Source organism: Herbaspirillum sp. C9C3 (assembly GCF_013359625.1).
Lineage (GTDB): Bacteria > Pseudomonadota > Gammaproteobacteria > Burkholderiales > Burkholderiaceae_D > Herbaspirillum.
Genome location: NZ_JABFMQ010000041.1, coordinates 1 through 20339, shown reverse-complemented (window position 1 = coordinate 20339; position 20339 = coordinate 1). Strand labels below are relative to the sequence as shown.

The following is a 20339-nucleotide window of genomic DNA, read 5'->3' as shown; positions in this document are numbered from 1 at the left end:
CGATGGTGCCGACGTTCACGTGCGGCTTGGTCCGTTCAAACTTGCCTTTTGCCATTTTAAATTTCCTTCAAAAGAACGATATGTTCGATGTTCAATATTCAATGTGTGACTGGTGATCCAGCCAGCGATCCCTTCCACTCGGAAGGGATCGCCATTCCTGCAACTTACTTGGCCTTGGAAGTGACGATTGCGTCGATCACGTTCTTGGGCGCTTCGGAGTAGTGCTTGAATTCCATCGAGTAGGTTGCACGGCCTTGGGTAGCCGAACGCAGCGTGGTCGAGTAACCAAACATTTCCGACAGGGGCACTTCAGCCTTGATGATCTTGCCACCACCGCCGGCGATTTCATCCATGCCCTGGACCATGCCACGGCGCGAGGACAGGTCGCCCATCACGGTACCGGCGTAATCTTCCGGGGTTTCCACTTCGACGGCCATCATCGGTTCCAGGATGACGGGGCTGGCGCGGCGGCAACCTTCCTTGAAGGCCATCGAACCGGCCATGCGGAAGGCGTTTTCGTTCGAGTCCACATCGTGGTACGAACCGAAGAACAGGGTGACCTTGACGTCAACGACAGGGTAACCAGCCAGCACGCCGGTGTTCAGGGTTTCACGCACGCCCTTTTCAACGGCGGGGATGAATTCGCGAGGAACGGTACCGCCCTTGATCGCGTCGACGAACTCGAAGCCCTTGCCGGCTTCTTGCGGCTCGATCTTCAGGACGACGTGACCGTACTGACCACGACCACCCGACTGCTTGACGAACTTGCCTTCGGACTCTTCGCAGGTCTTGCGGATGGTTTCGCGGTAAGCCACTTGCGGCTTGCCGACGGTGGCTTCGACGTTGAATTCGCGCTTCATGCGGTCAACGATGATGTCCAGGTGCAGCTCGCCCATACCGGCGATGATGGTCTGGCCCGATTCTTCGTCGGTACGCACGCGGAACGACGGATCTTCAGCAGCCAGGCGGTTCAGGGCCAGGCCCATCTTTTCCTGGTCGGCCTTGGTCTTGGGTTCCACGGCCTGCGAGATCACCGGCTCGGGGAAGACCATGCGCTCCAGCACGACCATTGCCTTGTCGTCGCACAGGGTGTCACCGGTGGTGGTGTCCTTCAGGCCCACGACGGCGGCGATGTCACCGGCCATCATTTCCTTGATTTCTTCACGCTGGTTGGCGTGCATCTGAACGATACGGCCGATACGTTCCTTCTTCGACTTCACCGAGTTCAGCACGGTGTCGCCCGAGTTCAGGGTACCGGAGTAGCAGCGGATGAAGCACAGCTGGCCCACGAACGGGTCGGTGGCGATCTTGAAGGCCAGGGCGGAGAACTTCTCGTCGTCCTTGGCTTCGCGCACGACTGGCTCGTCGTCTTCGTTCAGGCCCGGAACCGGGGGGATGTCCACCGGCGACGGCAGGTACTCGACCACGCCGTCCAGCATGGCTTGCACGCCCTTGTTCTTGAAGGCGGTGCCGCACATCATCGGGACGATTTCGCCGGAGATGGTGCGTTGACGGATGGCGCCCTTGATTTCGGCTTCGGTCAGGTCGCCTTCTTCCAGGTACTTGTTCATCAGGTCTTCCGATGCTTCAGCAGCGGTTTCGACCAGGTTTTCGCGCCACTTCTGGGCTTCGGCCTTCAGGTGCTCGGGGATGTCGCGGTAGTCGAACTTCATGCCCTGGGAAGCGTCGTCCCAGTAGATCGCGCGCATCTTGACCAGGTCGATCACGCCTTCGAAGTTTTCTTCGGCGCCGATAGGCACTTGCATCGGGATCGGGTTGGCCTTCAGGCGAGCACGCATCTGCTCGTAGACCTTGAAGAAGTTGGCACCGGTACGGTCCATCTTGTTGACGAAGGCCAGACGCGGGACCTTGTACTTGTTGGCCTGACGCCACACGGTTTCCGACTGCGGCTGCACGCCGCCCACTGCACAGTAGACCATGCAGGCGCCGTCGAGCACGCGCATCGAACGTTCCACTTCGATGGTGAAGTCAACGTGACCCGGGGTGTCGATGATGTTGATGTGGTGGGCGGGGAAGTTGTTCGCCATGCCCTTCCAGTAACAGGTGGTAGCAGCCGAGGTGATGGTGATGCCACGCTCTTGTTCCTGCTCCATCCAGTCCATGGTGGCGGCGCCGTCGTGCACTTCACCGATCTTGTGGTTCACACCGGTGTAGAACAGCACGCGCTCGGTCGTGGTGGTCTTGCCAGCATCGATGTGCGCGGAGATACCGATGTTGCGGTAGCGCTCAATGGGGGTCTTGCGAGCCATGATTTATTCCTAAGTCTTTAATGCACGAAACCGAGCGTCATTTTTTTCAAATAAACGCTCGGCTCGAACCAATTTAGATGCAGGCCAGGAAACACCCGGATAGGGTCCGCCCCAGCCCAGTCTTGATTAGAAGCGGAAGTGCGAGAACGCCTTGTTCGCTTCTGCCATACGGTGCACTTCATCACGACGCTTCATGGCGCCACCACGGCCTTCGGCGGCTTCCATCAGTTCACCACCCAGGCGCTGCGGCATCGACTTTTCGCTGCGCTTGTTGGCGGCTTCACGCAGCCAGCGCATCGACAGGGCCATACGGCGCACCGGACGCACTTCAACGGGCACCTGGTAGTTGGCGCCACCGACGCGGCGGGACTTCACTTCCACCATCGGCTTGCAGTTGTTCAGGGCTGCGGAGAACACTTCCAGCGGGTCCTTGCCCGACTTGGTCTGGATGTAGTCGAAGGCACCGTAGATGATGTTTTCAGCGACGGACTTCTTGCCCGACAGCATCAGCACGTTCACAAACTTGGCGACTTCAACGTTGCCGAACTTCGGATCCGGCAGAATTTCCCGCTTGGGGACTTCACGACGACGTGGCATTTCGATTCCTTTCAATCTTCAGTTGAGTGGGCGAACCCTGCTTCAACTTCGCCTGCACTCGCGGAGAGCCATCATGGCTTCCACTTACTCGGCCCAACCTGGACCGACTCTGAGTCTGTTCACACGACGCGCGAAAGCGTCATGATAAACACCAATTATTACTTCTTCGCTGCCTTGGCGCGCTTGGCACCGTACTTCGAGCGAGCTTGCTTACGATCCTTGACGCCCTGGGTATCCAGTGCACCGCGAACCATGTGGTAACGCACACCCGGCAAGTCCTTCACACGGCCGCCGCGGATCAGCACGACGCTGTGTTCTTGCAGGTTGTGGCCTTCACCGCCGATGTACGAAATGACTTCGAAACCGTTGGTCAGACGCACCTTGGCCACCTTACGCAGCGCCGAGTTCGGCTTCTTCGGGGTGGTGGTGTACACGCGGGTGCAGACACCGCGCTTTTGCGGGCTGTTTTCCAGCGCCGGCGACTTGCTCTTCACGATCGCACGGACACGTGGTTTGCTAATCAGTTGATTGATGGTTGGCATCGTTTTAATCCAACAAAGTACAACATTGAAAACAGGTTCCGGAATCGGTTGCCCGGAACCACACAGGAAACTCTTGTGCGCAAGACAATGCGCAAATCGGATTTAAGACCGGAAGGGAGAATAGCGTCGCAGAAGCGATGTTTCAGACCAAAGAACGCATAAGCCCGGGAGAGCCTAAATTCGAGAACTCGCGAGTGTACGCCTGAAAGCCCAGCGGGTCAACCCGAACCGGGCCCCAGCGCCGATTTGACGCGGTTTATGGCCATTTCGCCACGCTTTCAGGTGGCGCAATGGCAATGTTTTCCGTAATGCAAGGGTTGCCTGCAGCGCCTCCATTGCCTGCGGGAGCAGTTCAGCCGCGCGGCAGTGCCTCGACCATGTTGCGCCACTGCATCGTCTCGGGTTGGCCACGGTCGCGGCGCGAGAAGAAATTGACGATCTGCCGGCCCTGGGCATCGTAGAACTCCACCGAGGTAATCATGCCGTGATCGGTCGGACGGCGCAGCACCCAGCCGTGGTCTACCGCCTTGGCACGCAGGTGCAGGTTGAAGTCCGGGTCGAGGACGTTGTACCAGTCCCCCGCCACGGCAGTCTTGCCGATCAGGCCACTGTATATCTGCGTCATACCGCCATTGCTGACGAACACCATGATGGGCTGTCGGCGTTGCCTGGCGTCCTCCAGCAGCGCCTGGGCCGCCTGGGGTGCAATGCGCCAGGCCGACTCCGGTCCGATGAGCTGCAGCGCCTGTTCGCGGGTGAGCTTGAGCTCGCGCAGCAGACGCGGGAATTGATGCACGTCGGTCAGCTCCTGCCAGGACCGGCGCAGTTCGCCGATGGCCTCCGGGCTGGGCGGCGCGACCTGCTGCAGGGTCGCAGGTGCAGGGGCGGGCTCGAGGTTCAGGGCTGCCTGCTGATCGGCCAGACGGAAATCGGCCACCAGCCGCTCGAATTGCGGCACATGCTGCGCGTTGTCCAGATAGACCTTGTGCACCGCATCGCCCTGCCGGTCGAAGAACTGCAGGCTGCGGCTGGTCTTGCCGTCCCGGCCCGCCTGCACCACGGCAAAAGCGCTGCCCCAGCGCGACATGGCAAAGCGCAGGTCGATGGGCCCGCCGGCGAAACCTGTGCCGGGGATCACCCTGCCCTGCTCGTCGCGCTTGATGGGGGTGACTTCGCCGCTACGTTCCAGGACTGCATCTTCATTGCGGGTAATGGCCTTGATGCGTCCCAGTTCAGGCAGACGCGCGAACAAGGCTTCAAGGGCAGCCTGCTCCCCCTTGAGGCGCACGGCATTGCGGCCGACCTGGGTCGCCAGCAAGGCCGATTCCTTGACACCAAGTTCACGTGCGGCATCTCTTGTATGAAGTTTTGGCTGCAAACGCTGGAGCTCGGCCCAGCGTTCGGCCAAGGGGCGCTGGGTGGCGCAGCCGGCGCTGGCCAGCGCAGTCACCAGCAGCAAGGTCATGGTGATATGGCCTCGCGCGGGGCGGGCGACGATGTACTTGCTCATGAGGGTCCTCGGGTCGGAAAAATGGGAATCAGTAGGCGATCTTCAGGCTGACGCTGAAGCTGCGCCCCGGCTCGGTATAGGCATCCTTGTTGACGGCACTGTCGGCCAGCGACAGGCCGCGGATGTCGGTCCAGCTCCAGTACTTGCGATCGAACAGGTTGCGTACGCCAGCGTAGACGGTCATGTTGCGAGTGAGGTGGTAGCCGCCCGAGAGATCCATGACGAAGAACGACGGCGAGACGAAGTTGGTGGCGGTCGGGATGTCTTCCTTCTTCTTGGCCGCGTTGTAGACCAGGTCGCTCTGCACGAACCACTGCTGCGCAGGCTCATAGCGCAGGCCCGCGACCACCGACAGCGGAGCCACGGACTCCAGTCCTTGCTTCACGCCATTGGTGGTGGTGCTGCCCTTGGTCCAGGCGAACCCGCCCTTGACCGTGAAGCCGTTGTCGAGCGCGTAATCGATCCGCCCTTCCAATCCGTGGATCTGCGCCTTGGCGGCATTGCGATACTGGAAGATGGTCGGATTGGCGACCGTAAGATTGCCGCGCACCGTCACCAGATCGATGAAGTTGCGGTAATTGCCCTTGTAAGCGGCAGCGCTGTAGCGCAGCGCGCCGGGGCCTGCCGCCAGCTTGCCGCGCAGCCCGACTTCCACCGTATTGCTGGTCTCGGGCTGGAGATCAGGATTGGAGATCTGCCGGTACACGGTATTGTTGAAGAAGGAATTGACCTCCTGCGGCGAGGGCGAACGGAAACCGCGGGCGTACTGGATGTAGGGAATGAAGGCCGGCGTCACCTCATACAGGAACGCCAGGCGCGGGGAAAGCGCGCTGTCGCGGCTGCTCACTGCCGGCTGCCCGTTGGCGATGGCCTGGGCGTCATATTTGGCGCTGGCCTTGGGCTTGAGTTCATAGCCGTCCAGGCGCAGACCGGCGATGGTGGTCAGCGCGCCGGTGCGCATCTCATCCTGTACGTACGCGCCAAGCTGGGTGGATTCGGTCTTGGGGAAATACTGGCAATACTGCGTGCCAGTGCAGCTGGTCCAGCCGGTGCCGTTGGCACTGGTCTGCAAGGTGGACAGGCTCAGGTCCAGCCCATAGACCAGCTTGTGTCGCCAAGAGGCAGAACCGAAGTTGCTCTCGGCCAGCAGGCTGCCACTGATCATCTGGTCGCTGTACGACACCGCCCGGAAACGCGGCCGCACGATGCTGGCCGTACTGGTGCCGGCTTCATTGGTGAACTGGTCGGTGTCGGCATTGCGATAAGTGAGGCTGGCCTTGAATTTCTGTATCCACGGCTGATCTGCATCGTTACGCTCATAGGCCAGCGTGGCGCGCTGGCCGGTGGATTTGCTGCTGGTGCTGTAGGCAGTTACGCCATTGCCGATTTCGGAAAGGCTGTCGCCGCTCTCGCGCTCTTCGGTAGCCTGCAGCGTGAGCTTGAAGGTGTCGATGCCATTGGGCTTGAAGACCAGCTTGCCCAGCGCCGAGCGATTGGTAGTGCTCATCGGGTCGGGCGTGGTGCGGGCGCTGCCGCGCACGTCATTGGTCCCTTTGTTGTCGCTCTCGTTGCCGTGGCGCGCATTGAGGATCAGCATGCCCTGCCACTGCTGGCTGCCCCAGGCCGCACTGGCGGTGGCGCCAAAGCTCTTGTCGACCGAGTCGTAGGAAGGCTTGAAGGAGAAATAGCTGGACTTGCCATAGACCTCCAGCAAGTCAGACGGGTCCTTGGTGATGAAATTGACCGCCCCGGTGAGGCCATCGCTGCCGTACAGCGAAGACGCCGGACCGCGCAGCACTTCAATGCGACGATACAGTTCGGTATCCGTGGTCGCGCCCCGCCCCACGCTGGCCACGCCCTGGCTGAAAGCACGCGGCATGACGATGCCATCCTCCAGCATCAGCACGCGGTTGCCATCGAGCCCGCGGATGGTGATGCCCTCATTGCCGCCGCGCCCGGTGGTGGCGGCCGCGCCAGTGATGCCGGACATGCGATATACCGAGCGCCGCACCTCCACTCCCGGTTCGTAACGCAAGGCATCCTTGATGTCCTTGGCGTTGTGCTCTTCGATCTCTTCAGAGGTGATGACGGAAACCGTTGCCGCCGCGTGATCGAGGTCACTGCTGCCGGAGCGATTGGCCGTGACGACCACGTCCTGCAGCTTCTTGCCGCTGGCCTGCGCCAATGTGATGGCCTCGCTCGCGGACACGCGGGCGGGATTGGACTGGGTATTGGAATCGGCCGATTGCGCAAGGACACTCACGCACAGCCACGACTGCAGCGCCAGGAACACGGCCGCTGCACACTTCGATTTGCATGGGAACACTGGTAACCACCCCTTGATCTGGATCGGTTACTAGCGCGGGCTGGCTACCTCTTGGATAACAAACGACCGGCAAAAACCAGTCGTCGAGCATATGAAGATCGATTCCATCGAGCACGATTCAGATGAGAATCGTTATTATTTGTAAATGATAGAAGATTCACTCATCCTTGGCAATCCCGCAAGCAGCAAGGCCTACACCATGTAGGGATATGAAGGCTGCACATTGCGGGCGCACATCGCCTATGAACGAAAAAACGGCGCCGGAATTGCTTCCGGCGCCGTTCTCTCTTGCAGCTTGTTGTCTTGCCGACGATGCTTAGACTTCGCCTTCGCCGCCACCGATGGATTCGGTCGAGGAGATTTCCTCGTCGCCGAACTCGGAACGGGAAGCACGTTCGGCTTCGAGCAATGCTGCGCGCTCTTCGGCTTCCCATGCGTCCTTTTCCTTGCGGGCGCGGTGGAAGGCCAGGCCAGTACCGGCCGGGATCAGGCGGCCGACGATGACGTTTTCCTTCAGGCCGCGCAGGCCGTCCTTCTTGCCCATGATGGCCGCTTCGGTCAGCACGCGGGTGGTTTCCTGGAACGATGCGGCCGAGATGAAGGAGTCGGTCGACAGCGATGCCTTGGTAATACCCAGCAGCACGTTTTCGTAGGTCGCCGGGATCTTGCCTTCGGCGGTCACGCGGTCGTTCTCGTCCAGCAGCTCGGAGCGCTCGACCTGCTCACCGGTGATGTAGTTGGTGTCGCCCGGCTCGACCACTTGCACGCGGCGCAGCATCTGGCGCACGATCACTTCGATGTGCTTGTCGTTGATCTTCACGCCCTGCAGACGGTACACGTCCTGCACTTCGTCCACGATGTAACGGGCCAGCGCTTCGATACCCAAGAGACGCAGGATATCTTGCGGGTCGGCCGGGCCGTCCACGATCATTTCGCCCTTGTTCACCACCTGGCCGTCGTGCACCAGCACTTGCTTGTCCTTGGTGATCAGGAACTCGTGCTTGGTACCTTCCATGTCGGTGATTTCCAGACGCTGCTTGCCCTTGGTTTCCTTGCCGAAGGCAACGGTACCAGTGACTTCGGCCAGCATGCCGGCATCCTTGGGCGAACGGGCTTCGAACAGCTCGGCCACGCGCGGCAGACCACCGGTAATGTCACGGGTCTTCTGCGATTCGGTCGGGATACGGGCCAGCACTTCACCCACATGCACCTGCTGGCCGTCCTTGACGGTGATCAGCGCGCCGACCTGGAAGCCGATGGTCACCGAGTGTTCGGTGCCGGCGATCTTCACTTCTTCGCCTTGTTCGTTGAGCAGTTTCACCTGCGGACGCATGACCTTCGAGGACGGACCACGACGCTTCGCATCGATGACCACCAGGGTCGACAGACCGGTGACTTCATCGATCTGCTTGGCGACGGTCGAACCCTCTTCCACGTTTTCGAACTTCACGGTACCGGAGTACTCGGTGATGATCGGACGGGTCAGCGGATCCCAGGTCGCCAGGGCGGTACCGGCCTTGATGGTCAGGCCATCCTTGACGATCAGGGTGGCGCCGTACGGCACTTTGTGACGCTCACGCTCACGGCCCAGGTCGTCGGTGATCAGCACTTCGCCGGAACGGGAAATGACGATCTGCTCGCCCTTGCCATTGGTCACGTAACGCATCGTAGCGGTGAAGCGCACGGTGCCGTTGGACTTGGCTTCCACCGAGGAGGCCACCGCTGCACGCGATGCCGCACCACCGATGTGGAAGGTGCGCATGGTCAGCTGGGTACCCGGCTCACCGATGGACTGCGCAGCCACCACACCGACGGCTTCGCCGGAGTTCACCAGCAGGCCACGGCCCAGGTCGCGGCCATAGCACTTGGCGCACAGGCCATAGCGGGTGTCGCAGGTCAGCGGAGTACGAACCTTCACTTCGTCGATACCCATGCGTTCGATCTCTTCGACCTTGTCTTCGTCCAGCAGGGTGCCGGCTTCGAACAGGGTGGATTGATCTTCCGGATTGACGATGTCGGTCGCAGCCACACGGCCGAGGATACGGTCGCGCAGGGCTTCGATGACTTCACCGCCTTCCACCAGCGCCTTCATGGCCGAACCGTTGGAGGTGCCGCAATCGTCTTCGATCACGACCAGATCCTGGGTCACGTCCACCAGACGACGGGTCAGGTAACCGGAGTTTGCGGTCTTCAGCGCGGTGTCGGCCAGACCCTTACGGGCGCCGTGCGTCGAGATGAAGTACTGCAACACGTTCAGGCCTTCGCGGAAGTTCGCGGTAATCGGCGTTTCAATGATGGAGCCGTCAGGCTTGGCCATCAGGCCGCGCATACCGGCCAGCTGGCGGATCTGGGCAGCCGAACCACGGGCGCCGGAGTCGGCCATCATGTAAATCGCGTTGAACGATTCCTGGGTGGTCTTCTTGCCTTCGCGGGTGATGACGTCTTCCACCTTCAGCTGGTCCATCATGGCCTTGCCGACTTCGTCACCGGCCTTGCCCCAGATGTCCACGACCTTGTTGTAGCGCTCGCCTGCGGTCACCAGACCCGAGGAGTACTGCTGTTCGATCTGCTTGACTTCCGACTCGGCAGCGGCGATCAGGGTGGCCTTTTGCGGCGGCACCAGCATGTCGTCCACGCAGATGGAGATACCGGCGCGGGTCGCCAGGCGGAAGCCCGACTGCATCAGCTGGTCGGCAAACACGACCGTGGCACGCAGACCGCACTTGCGGAAGGACGTGTTGATCAGCTTGGAGATTTCCTTCTTCTTCAGCGCGCGGTTCAGCACCGAGAACGGCAGGCCCTTGGGCAGGATCTCGGAGAGGATGGCGCGGCCGATGGTGGTCTCGTAACGCTTGACGGTACGCACGAATTCGCCGGTGACCGGATCCTTCGGGTGTTCCACGATACGCACCGTGATACGGGTGGCCAGCTCGACTTCCTTGTTGTCGTAGGCGCGGATGACTTCCGACACGTCCTGGAACATCATGCCTTCGTTCTTGCCGTTGATGGCTTCACGGGTGGCATAGTACAGACCCAGCACGATATCCTGGGACGGCACGATCGACGGTTCGCCGTTGGACGGGAACAGGATGTTGTTGGAGGCCAGCATCAGGGTGCGGGCTTCCATCTGCGCTTCGATCGACAGCGGCACGTGGACGGCCATCTGGTCGCCGTCGAAGTCGGCGTTGAACGCGGCGCACACCAGCGGGTGCAGCTGGATCGCCTTGCCTTCGATCAGGACCGGCTCGAACGCCTGGATGCCCAGACGGTGCAGCGTCGGTGCGCGGTTCAGCATGACCGGGTGTTCGCGGATGACTTCTTCCAGGATGTCCCAGACCACCGGCTCTTGCGCTTCCACCAGCTTCTTGGCGGCCTTGATGGTGGTCGACAGACCCATCAGTTCCAGCTTGTTGAAGATGAAGGGCTTGAACAGTTCCAGGGCCATCAGCTTGGGCAGGCCGCACTGGTGCAGCTTGAGCTGCGGGCCCACCACGATGACCGAACGGCCCGAGTAGTCCACACGCTTGCCCAGCAGGTTCTGACGGAAACGACCGCCCTTGCCCTTGATCATTTCGGCCAGCGACTTCAGCGGACGCTTGTTGGCGCCGGTCATGGCCTTGCCGCGACGACCGTTGTCCAGCAGCGAGTCGACCGCTTCCTGCAGCATGCGCTTTTCGTTGCGCGTGATGATTTCAGGAGCACGCAGCTCCATCAGGCGCTTCAGGCGGTTGTTACGGTTGATGACGCGGCGGTACAGGTCGTTCAGGTCGGAGGTCGCGAAGCGGCCGCCATCCAGCGGCACCAGCGGACGCAGTTCCGGCGGCAGCACGGGCAGCACTTCCATGATCATCCACTCGGGCTTGATGCCCGAGCGCTGGAACGCCTCCAGCACCTTCAGGCGCTTGGCGTACTTCTTGATCTTGGCTTCGGACTTGGAGTCCTTCAGTTCCTGGCGCAGGGTTTCCGCTTCGCGGTCGATATCGATCGAGCGCAGCAGTTCGCGGATACCTTCGGCGCCCATGAAGGCGATGAAGTCGTCGCCGTACTCTTCGTACTTGGCGGCGTAGTCGTCTTCGGACATGATCTGGCACTTCTTCAGCGGGGTCATGCCAGGATCGGTCACGACGTAGGCTTCGAAGTACAGCACGCGCTCGATGTCGCGCAGGGTCATGTCCAGCACCATGCCCAGACGGGATGGCAGCGACTTCAGGAACCAGATGTGGGCAGTCGGGGACGCCAGCTCGATGTGGCCCATGCGCTCACGGCGCACCTTGGCCAGGGTCACTTCCACGCCGCACTTCTCGCAGATCACGCCACGGTGCTTCAGGCGCTTGTACTTGCCGCACAGGCACTCGTAGTCCTTGATGGGGCCGAAGATCTTGGCGCAGAACAGGCCGTCGCGCTCGGGCTTGAAGGTACGGTAGTTGATGGTTTCCGGCTTCTTGACTTCGCCGAAGGACCACGAGCGGATCTTGTCAGGCGAAGCCAGACCGATCTTGATCGCGTCGAATTGTTCGTTTTGCTGGACTTGCTTGAATAGATCGAGCAGTGCTTTCATGTATCACTCCAGGTTGGCGTGAGAAACTAAATTTACGTGTGGCCGGTTCACCCTGCTTAACCCTGTTCGCATCGGCGGGAGAGCCAGCGAAGCCTCTGCTTCGTGGTGCCGCTCGATACCGGGACAGACCTCCCCAGCTTACTGCCGTACTTCGCTTGAATCTCTTGAATCTCTTGATTCGTTCACATCGCCCGTGGAGCGATGCGTCAATACTGAATTCTTGAATTCTTGGTTCGCCGGAAAAACCGGCGGGGTGCGCAGCCTGCGCCGCGCACCCCTTTACATCATTCGCGTTCCAGGTCGATGTCGATACCCAGCGAGCGGATTTCCTTCACCAACACGTTGAAGGATTCCGGCATGCCGGCATCGATCACGTGATCGCCCTTGACCAGGTTCTCGTAAACCTTGGTACGGCCGTTCACGTCGTCGGACTTGACCGTCAGCATTTCCTGCAGGACGTAGGAGGCACCGTAAGCTTCCAGTGCCCACACTTCCATTTCGCCGAAACGCTGGCCGCCGAACTGCGCCTTGCCGCCCAGCGGCTGCTGGGTCACCAGCGAGTACGGGCCGGTGGAACGGGCGTGCATCTTGTCGTCGACCAGGTGGTGCAGCTTCAGGTAGTGCATGTAACCGACGGTCACGGTGCGCTCGAAGGCTTCACCGGTGCGGCCGTCATACATCGTGACCTGGTTCTTGGACGGGGTCATGCCCAGCTGCTTGGCGATCGGGTCCGGATAGGCCAGATCGAGCATGCGGCGGGTTTCTTCTTCATGCGCACCGTCGAACACCGGGGTCGCGAAGGGCACGCCCTTCTTCAGGTTGGTCACCAGCTCGATGATTTCCTCATCGCTGAAGGTATCCAGTTCTTCCTTCTTGCCGGATTCGTTGTAGATGGTGGTCAGGAACTTGCGCAGTTCCGCAACCTTGGCTTGCGCCTGCACCATCTCGCCCAGACGCAGGCCCAGACCCTTGGCCGCCCAGCCCAGGTGAACTTCCAGCACCTGGCCGACGTTCATACGGGACGGCACGCCCAGCGGGTTCAGCACGATGTCGGCGGGGGTACCGTCGGCCATGTGCGGCATGTCTTCGATCGGCAGAATGCGCGAAACCACACCCTTGTTACCGTGACGGCCGGCCATCTTGTCGCCAGGCTGCAGGCGGCGCTTCACGGCCAGGTAGACCTTGACCATCTTCTGCACGCCAGGCGGCAGTTCGTCGCCCTGGGTCAGCTTCTTGCGCTTCTCTTCGAAGGCCAGGTCGAACTGGTGACGCTTCTCGGCGATGGATTCCTTGATGGCTTCCAGCGCGTTGGCGATGTCGTCATCGGCCGGACGGATGTCGAACCAGTGGAACTTGTCCAGATCGTCCAGGTAAGCCTTGTCCAGCTTGGTGCCCTTGACCAGCTTCTTGGGGCCGCCGTTGGCGACCTTGCCGATCAACAGACGCTCCAGACGCTGGAAGGCATCGCCTTCCACGATACGCAGCTGGTCGTTCAGGTCCAGGCGATAGCGCTTGAGTTCATCATCGATGATCTGCTGGGCGCGCTTGTCACGCTGGATGCCTTCGCGGGTGAACACCTGCACGTCGATGACGGTACCGACCATGCCCGAGGGCACGCGCAGCGAGGTGTCCTTCACGTCGGAAGCCTTCTCGCCGAAGATCGCGCGCAGCAGCTTCTCTTCCGGAGTCAGCTGGGTCTCGCCCTTCGGGGTGACCTTGCCGACCAGGGTGTCGCCAGCTTCGACTTCGGCGCCGATGTAGACGATACCCGACTCATCCAGACGGGCCAGTTGGTTCTCGGCCAGGTTGGAAATGTCGCGGGTGATTTCTTCTGCACCCAGCTTGGTATCACGTGCCACCACCGACAGTTCTTCGATGTGGATCGAGGTGTAGCGGTCATCAGCCACGACCTTTTCCGAGATCAGGATCGAGTCTTCGAAGTTGTAGCCGTTCCAGGGCATGAACGCCACCAGCATGTTCTGGCCCAGTGCCAGCTCGCCCATGTCGGTCGAGGCGCCGTCGGCGATCACGTCATGCTTGGCCACGCGGTCACCGATCTTGACGATCGGGCGCTGGTTGATGTTGGTGTTCTGGTTGGAACGGGTGTACTTGATCAGGTTGTAGATGTCCACACCGACTTCGCCAGCTTGCGCTTCGTCGTCGTTGACGCGGATCACCACACGGCCTGCATCGACGTAGTCCACCACGCCGCCACGCAGGGCTTGCACGGTGGTACCGGAGTCGACTGCCACGGTACGCTCGATGCCGGTGCCGACCAGCGGCTTTTCCGGACGCAGGCAAGGCACGGCCTGGCGCTGCATGTTGGCGCCCATCAGTGCACGGTTCGCGTCATCGTGTTCCAGGAACGGAATCAGCGAGGCTGCCACCGACACCACCTGGCCCGGGGCCACGTCCATGTACTGCACGCGTTCCGGCGAGACCAGGATGGTTTCGCCAGCTTCACGGGCCGACACCAGTTCGTCGGACAGCTTGCCTTCACCGTCGATGGTCGCGTTCGCCTGAGCGATCACGTAACGACCTTCTTCGATGGCCGACAGGTAGTCGATCTGGTTGGTGACCTTGCTGCCCTCGACCTTGCGGTACGGGGTTTCCAGGAAACCGTATTCGTTCAGGCGGGCATACAGCGCCAGCGAGTTGATCAGGCCGATGTTCGGGCCTTCAGGCGTTTCGATCGGGCAGACGCGGCCGTAGTGGGTCGGGTGCACGTCGCGCACTTCGAAGCCGGCGCGTTCGCGGGTCAGACCGCCAGGGCCCAGGGCGGAAACGCGGCGCTTGTGCGTGATTTCCGACAGCGGGTTGGTCTGGTCCATGAACTGCGACAGCTGGGACGAACCGAAGAACTCACGAATGGCAGCCGAGATCGGCTTGGAGTTGATCAGGTCGTGCGGCATCAGGTTGTCCGCCTCGGCTTGGCCCAGGCGTTCCTTGACGGCGCGCTCCACGCGCACCAGGCCGGCGCGGAACTGGTTTTCGGCCAGTTCGCCCACGCAACGCACGCGACGGTTGCCCAGGTGGTCGATGTCATCGACTTCGCCGCGGCCGTTACGCAGTTCGACCAGGATCTTGATGACGGCCAGGATGTCGTCATTGGACAGGGTCATCGGACCGGTCAGCTCGTCGCGGCTGACGCGACGGTTGAACTTCATGCGGCCCACGGCCGACAGGTCGTAGCGGTCTTCGCTGTAGAACAGGCCGTTGAACAGGGCTTCCACGGACTCTTCGGTCGGCGGTTCGCCAGGACGCATCATGCGATAGATCGCCACGCGTGCGGCGGTCTGGTCGGCGGTGTCGTCGGTGCGCAGGGTCTGCGAGATGTAGCCGCCCTGGTCCAGGTCGTTGGTGTACAGGGTCTGGATGGCCGAGATGTTGGCTTCGCGCAGCTTGGCCAGCAGTTCTTCGGTCAGCTCGTCGTTGGCGCTGGCCACCACTTCACCGGTGTCCGGATCGACGATGTTCTTGGCCAGCACGCGGCCCAGCAGGTAGTCCTCAGGCACGGAGATGTGCTTGATGCCGGCGGCTTCGATGTCACGCACGTGCTTGGCGTTGATGCGCTTGTCCTTGGCGACCATCACCTTGCCCGACTTGTCGGTGATGTCGAAACGTGCGACTTCACCGCGCAGGCGCTCGGAGACGAACTCCATGTCCGCGCCTTCGGCGTGCAGGTTGAAGTTGTCGAAGACGAAGAAGTTCGCCAGGATCTGCTCGGAGGTCATCCCGATGGCCTTCAACAGGATCGTCACCGGCATCTTGCGGCGGCGGTCGACGCGGAAGAACAGGATGTCCTTCGGGTCGAATTCGAAGTCCAGCCAGGAGCCACGGTAAGGAATGATGCGGGCCGAGAACAGCAGCTTGCCCGACGAGTGCGTCTTGCCGCGGTCGTGTTCGAAGAACACGCCCGGGGAGCGGTGCAGCTGGGACACGATCACGCGCTCGGTGCCGTTGATGACGAAGGAACCGGTGGTCGTCATCAGGGGCAGTTCGCCCATGTAGACTTCCTGCTCCTTCATTTCCTTGACGACCGGCTTGGTGGGCGACTCCTTGTCCAGGATCACCAGGCGCACCTTGGCGCGCAGCGGGGACGCGAAGGTCAGGCCACGTTGTTGGCACTCTTTGACGTCAAACGGCGGAGCGCCCAGCACATACGACAGGAATTCGAGGCGCGCAAAACCATTGTGCGACACGATGGGGAAAATCGAGGTGAAAGCCGATTGCAGGCCTTCGTTCTTGCGTTCCGATGCAGCACGTTCGGGTTGCAGGAAATTCTGATACGACTCGATCTGAGTCGCGAGCAGGAACGGAACGTTGTGGACGTTTGCGCGTTTCGCGAAGGATTTGCGAATGCGCTTCTTCTCAGTAAATGAGTAGTGCATGGACACTCCGTGAGTGACAGGAAGGATAGAGAATTCAAGATTCGATCAGACCGCGCGACTTGCCGGCAAAGCAGTCCGGGCCATCGGCACTCAAATCTTCAAATGTCTACCCTAGTTTTTTGCTGAGATCGCGCTTAATATTCCCGACAACGAATACTGCGGCGCATCAACATCACCAGCAAAAATAAGAAACGACAAAGGAGCCAAAGCCGAATCCCTTTTTCAAGGGATTCTGCACTTTGACTCCGGAGTAATGACTCGCCTTGGCAGGCAAGAGAATTACTTCAGTTCGGCCTTGGCGCCAGCTTCTTCCAGCTTCTTCTTGGCAGCTTCAGCGTCAGCCTTGGCGATGCCTTCCTTGACCGGCTTCGGTGCACCGTCAACCAGATCCTTGGCTTCCTTCAGACCCAGGCCGGTGATTTCACGGACGGCCTTGATGACGCCGACCTTGTTGGCGCCGACTTCAGCCAGCACAACGGTGAACTCGGTCTGTTCTTCAGCAGCGGCAGCACCACCACCAGCAGCGCCACCGGCGGCCGGAGCGGCCATCGCGGCAGCGGAAACACCAAACTTCTCTTCGAATGCCTTGACCAGGTCATTCAGTTCCATCACGGACAGCGCGCCAACGGCTTCCAGGATGTCTTCTTTGCTAATTGCCATTTGAAACTCCTAAATTTATTTCGGTAATAACATCAGATTGGTAGTGACGCGAAAGCGTCGAAACTGCAGAGCGGGGCCGCTTCAAGCGGCCTTGCCTCATGCGGCTTCGGCTTCCTTCTTGGCTGCCAGGGCAGCCAGAGCGCGCGCAAAGCCCGACACCGGAGCCTGCATCATGCCCAGAACCTGGGCCAGCAGAACTTCGCGAGACGGGATGTTTGCCAGCGAAGTCACAGCAGCCTTATCCAGCTGCTTGCCTTCGTAGTTACCTGCCTTCACAACCAGCTTGTCGTTGGTCTTGGCAAAGTCGGACACGACTTTGGCAGCGGCCACGGCATCTTCCGAGATCGAGTAGATCAGCGGACCGGTCAGTTGCGGGGCGAGGTCGGCAAACTTCGTGCCTTCGATGGCGCGACGAGCCAGCGTGTTTTTCAACACGCGCAGGTACACGCCTTGGGCACGCGCTTGTGCGCGCAGTTGCGTCAAGGAACCAACCTGGATGCCACGGTATTCGGCCACGACGATCGTTTGCGCAGATGCAACCTTTGCGGAAACTTCGGCGACGACGGCCTTCTTGTCATTCAGATTGAGACTCAAGATCAACCTCCAAAAATAGTACTCGGCCACTACACAGGCCACTGCCTGCTTGCCTTGCACCGGTTCGAACACGGCGTCCGACGTTTAGGAGTTCACTGCAGCATAGGGCAAAACTGAATATGCTGCCTGAGACTACGAAACTTGCTCGGGTTCACCATCTGCGTTGGGTCCACTGAACTTGCGTTCAGCGCTTTTAACTTCGTCCGGCTTGTTGCTGCCGGCTTCCGCCCAACGGTCTTTGAAGGCCTGCCGCCACCGATTGCTCAACGGCGACAGCCCAAAGAGATGCCCCGCTTCCTCAAGGAAACGGGGACTGTATTGCTTGCTTAGGCAGCCAGGGAAGCCTGGTCCACGCGAACGCCAGCGCCCATGGTGGACGACAGAGCGATCTTGCGCAGGTAGACACCCTTGCTGCTGGCCGGCTTGGCCTTGTTCAGGGCATCGATCAAGGCCAGCAGGTTGGCCTTCAGATCGGCGTCGGAGAACGACTTGCGGCCGATGGTGGCGTGGATGATACCGGACTTGTCGGTACGGTATTGCACTTGACCAGCCTTGGCGTTCTTGACGGCAGTAGCCACGTCCGGGGTCACGGTGCCAACCTTCGGGTTCGGCATCAGGCCACGGGGACCCAGGATCTGACCCAGGGTACCGACGATACGCATGGTGTCGGGCGAAGCGATGACGATGTCGAACGGCATGTCGCCGGCCTTCACGCGCTCTGCCAGGTCTTCCATGCCGACCACGTCAGCGCCAGCTGCCTTGGCAGCTTCAGCCTTGTCGCCGGAGGCGAACACGGCCACGCGAACGGTCTTGCCGGTACCAGCAGGCAGCACCACCGAACCACGGACCACTTGGTCCGACTTCTTCGCGTCCACGCCCAGCTGGACGGACACGTCGATCGATTCGTTGAACTTGGCGGTTGCAAATTCCTTGATCAGGGAAACGGCGTTGTCGAACGGATAGGCCTTGGTACGATCGACCTTTTCCTTCATTGCCTTGACGCGCTTGGATACCTTAGCCATTACAGACCCTCCACCGTGATGCCCATCGAACGTGCGGAACCAGCGATGGTACGCACGGCAGCTTCCAGATCAGCAGCGGTCAGGTCCGGCTTCTTCTGGGTTGCGATCTCTTCCGCTTGCTTGCGGGTGATCTTGCCGACCTTGTCGGTATGCGGCTTGGCGGAACCCTTCTGGATACCAGCAGCCTTCTTGATCAGGATGGTCGCCGGCGGGGTCTTCATCACGAAGGTGAAGGACTTGTCCGCGAAGGCGGTGATCACGACCGGAATCGGCAGACCGGGTTCGACACCTTGGGTCTGGGCGTTGAAGGCCTTGCAGAACTCCATGATGTTCAGACCGCGCTGACCCAGGGCCGGGCCGATCGGGGGGGACGGGTTTGCTTTACCAGCTGGTACTTGCAGCTTGATAAAACCAATAATCTTCTTTGCCATGACGGCTCCTTATTGATTGAGTTGTAGCGCCGTGTCATTCGCCTTGCGGCTCCTTACTGCGGCTCCTCGGATGACTGGATGATCGGACGATGACTTGTCCGGGACGCTCCAGCAGGCGTTGAAAACTTGACAGGGAAAGGCGGGATTCCGGAGGGCGGGATCAGACTTTTTCCAGTTGGCCGAACTCGAGTTCGACCGGGGTGGCGCGACCGAAGATGGTGACCGAGACGCGCACGCGCGATTTCTCGTAGTTCACTTCCTCGACGTTGCCGTTGAAGTCGGTGAACGGACCTTCCTTGATGCGGACCATTTCGCCCACTTCGTAGAGCACCTTTGGACGGGGCTTCTCGACGCCTTCCTGCATCTGGCGGAGCAGCGAGTCCACTTCACGCTGCGGCAGCGGGGTCGGACGATTCGACTTGCCACCGATGAAACCGGTCACTTTGGCGGTATTCTTCACCAGGTGCCAGGTTTCGTCCGTCATTTCCATCTCGACCAGGACGTAGCCCGGGAAGAAACGACGTTCGGTCACGGACTTGTGACCATTCTTCATATCCACGACTTCTTCAGTCGGCACCAGGATCTGGCCGAACTGGTCTTGCATGCCGGCGCGGTTGATGCGCTCGGTCAGCGCGCGTTGCACGCTCTTTTCCATGCCGGAATACGCATGCACCACGTACCAGCGCTTGTTTCCGGCGCTTGAAACGCTTTGCGCACCAATCGGTGCGCTGTCTTGCGTGCTATCGCTCATGTTATTTCCAGCCCAAAATTACGTCGTACAACAGGAACTCGAGCAACTTGTCCGTACCCCACAGGAAGATGGCCATGATCAGCACGAAGGCGAACACCACCCCGGTGATCTGCATGGCTTCCTTGCGGGTTGGCCAGACGACTTTCTTGGTTTCGCGCACGGATTCCTTGGCGAAACCGACGAAGCCGCGGCCTTGTGCAGAGGTCCAGGCAAACGCCACTGCCACCAGCAGACCGGCGACCAGGGCGGCAGCGCGCACCGGAGTCGACTGATCAGACAACACAAAAAAACCGACCACGCCCGCAACCACAGCCACGATCGCCAATGCGATCTTGATCTTGTCGTTGGAGGTGTTGACGGTTTGAACTGGCTGGCTAGACATATTTACTTTCAGTACCCTGCACCAGATTCGGTGGCAGGGGCGGAGGGCATCGAACCCCCAACCTTCGGTTTTGGAGACCGACGCTCTGCCAATTGAGCTACGCCCCTACAAAAACTCGCGATTGAGACACGAATGCCGCGATACGTTACGCACCGCGGCAATGTGTTTTACAGCTTGATCTTAGTCGAAGATCTTGGCAACCACGCCGGCGCCGACGGTACGGCCGCCTTCACGGATAGCGAAGCGCAGACCTTCTTCCATGGCGATCGGGTTGATCAGTTGCACGGTGATCGACACGTTGTCGC

14 protein-coding genes and 1 tRNA gene are annotated in these 20339 nt (G+C 60.5%); all 15 read right to left on the bottom strand.

Annotated elements, in window-relative coordinates:
* Positions 1-164 precede the first annotated feature (164 nt).
* Positions 165-2270: an elongation factor G gene (gene fusA, locus HNO82_RS21370; RefSeq protein ID WP_008334124.1), complete on the bottom strand. Its 2106-nt coding sequence runs from the start codon at positions 2268-2270 to the stop codon at positions 165-167.
* 126 nt (positions 2271-2396) lie between these two features.
* Positions 2397-2867 (bottom strand): 30S ribosomal protein S7, encoded by a 471-nt coding sequence (rpsG, locus tag HNO82_RS21365; RefSeq protein WP_006465489.1) that lies wholly within the window; start codon positions 2865-2867, stop codon positions 2397-2399.
* Positions 2868-3025: 158 nt separating this feature from the next.
* Positions 3026-3409, bottom strand: a complete 384-nt coding sequence (rpsL, locus tag HNO82_RS21360) for a 30S ribosomal protein S12 (protein WP_006465490.1) — start codon at positions 3407-3409, stop codon at positions 3026-3028.
* 352 nt (positions 3410-3761) lie between these two features.
* Positions 3762-4919 (bottom strand): hemin-degrading factor, encoded by a 1158-nt coding sequence (locus tag HNO82_RS21355; RefSeq protein WP_175345063.1) that lies wholly within the window; start codon positions 4917-4919, stop codon positions 3762-3764.
* 28 nt (positions 4920-4947) lie between these two features.
* On the bottom strand, positions 4948-7212 hold the full coding sequence (locus HNO82_RS21350; protein WP_349627582.1) for a TonB-dependent hemoglobin/transferrin/lactoferrin family receptor: 2265 nt from the start codon (positions 7210-7212) through the stop codon (positions 4948-4950).
* Positions 7213-7561: 349 nt separating this feature from the next.
* Entirely contained in the window at positions 7562-11803 is a 4242-nt protein-coding gene (rpoC, locus tag HNO82_RS21345) for a DNA-directed RNA polymerase subunit beta' (RefSeq protein ID WP_175345061.1), read from the bottom strand.
* Positions 11804-12087: 284 nt separating this feature from the next.
* The gene (rpoB, locus tag HNO82_RS21340; RefSeq protein ID WP_154134296.1) at positions 12088-16194 is read right to left on the bottom strand and encodes a DNA-directed RNA polymerase subunit beta; all 4107 of its coding nucleotides are present in this window, start codon (positions 16192-16194) and stop codon (positions 12088-12090) included.
* A gap of 279 nt (positions 16195-16473) precedes the next feature.
* Positions 16474-16854, bottom strand: a complete 381-nt coding sequence (gene rplL / locus HNO82_RS21335) for a 50S ribosomal protein L7/L12 (RefSeq protein WP_008334117.1) — start codon at positions 16852-16854, stop codon at positions 16474-16476.
* Between the two features lie 96 nt (positions 16855-16950).
* Entirely contained in the window at positions 16951-17448 is a 498-nt protein-coding gene (gene rplJ / locus HNO82_RS21330) for a 50S ribosomal protein L10 (RefSeq protein WP_075259677.1), read from the bottom strand.
* Positions 17449-17774: 326 nt separating this feature from the next.
* Positions 17775-18470, bottom strand: a complete 696-nt coding sequence (gene rplA, locus HNO82_RS21325; protein ID WP_006465497.1) for a 50S ribosomal protein L1 — start codon at positions 18468-18470, stop codon at positions 17775-17777.
* A complete protein-coding gene (gene rplK / locus HNO82_RS21320) occupies positions 18470-18901 on the bottom strand; it encodes a 50S ribosomal protein L11 (RefSeq protein WP_007875265.1) in 432 nt (143 codons plus the stop codon). Before rplK ends, rplA begins: the two co-directional genes overlap by 1 nt.
* Before the next feature lie 160 nt (positions 18902-19061).
* Entirely contained in the window at positions 19062-19652 is a 591-nt protein-coding gene (nusG, locus tag HNO82_RS21315) for a transcription termination/antitermination protein NusG (protein WP_008334101.1), read from the bottom strand.
* A gap of 1 nt (position 19653) precedes the next feature.
* A complete protein-coding gene (gene secE, locus HNO82_RS21310; RefSeq protein ID WP_008334099.1) occupies positions 19654-20034 on the bottom strand; it encodes a preprotein translocase subunit SecE in 381 nt (126 codons plus the stop codon).
* A 31-nt stretch (positions 20035-20065) separates the two neighbouring features.
* Positions 20066-20141 (bottom strand) — tRNA-Trp (locus HNO82_RS21305).
* A gap of 73 nt (positions 20142-20214) precedes the next feature.
* Positions 20215-20339 (bottom strand): EF-Tu C-terminal domain-related protein (locus tag HNO82_RS21300; protein ID WP_488928512.1); only part of this gene is annotated, 125 nt, incomplete at its 5' end.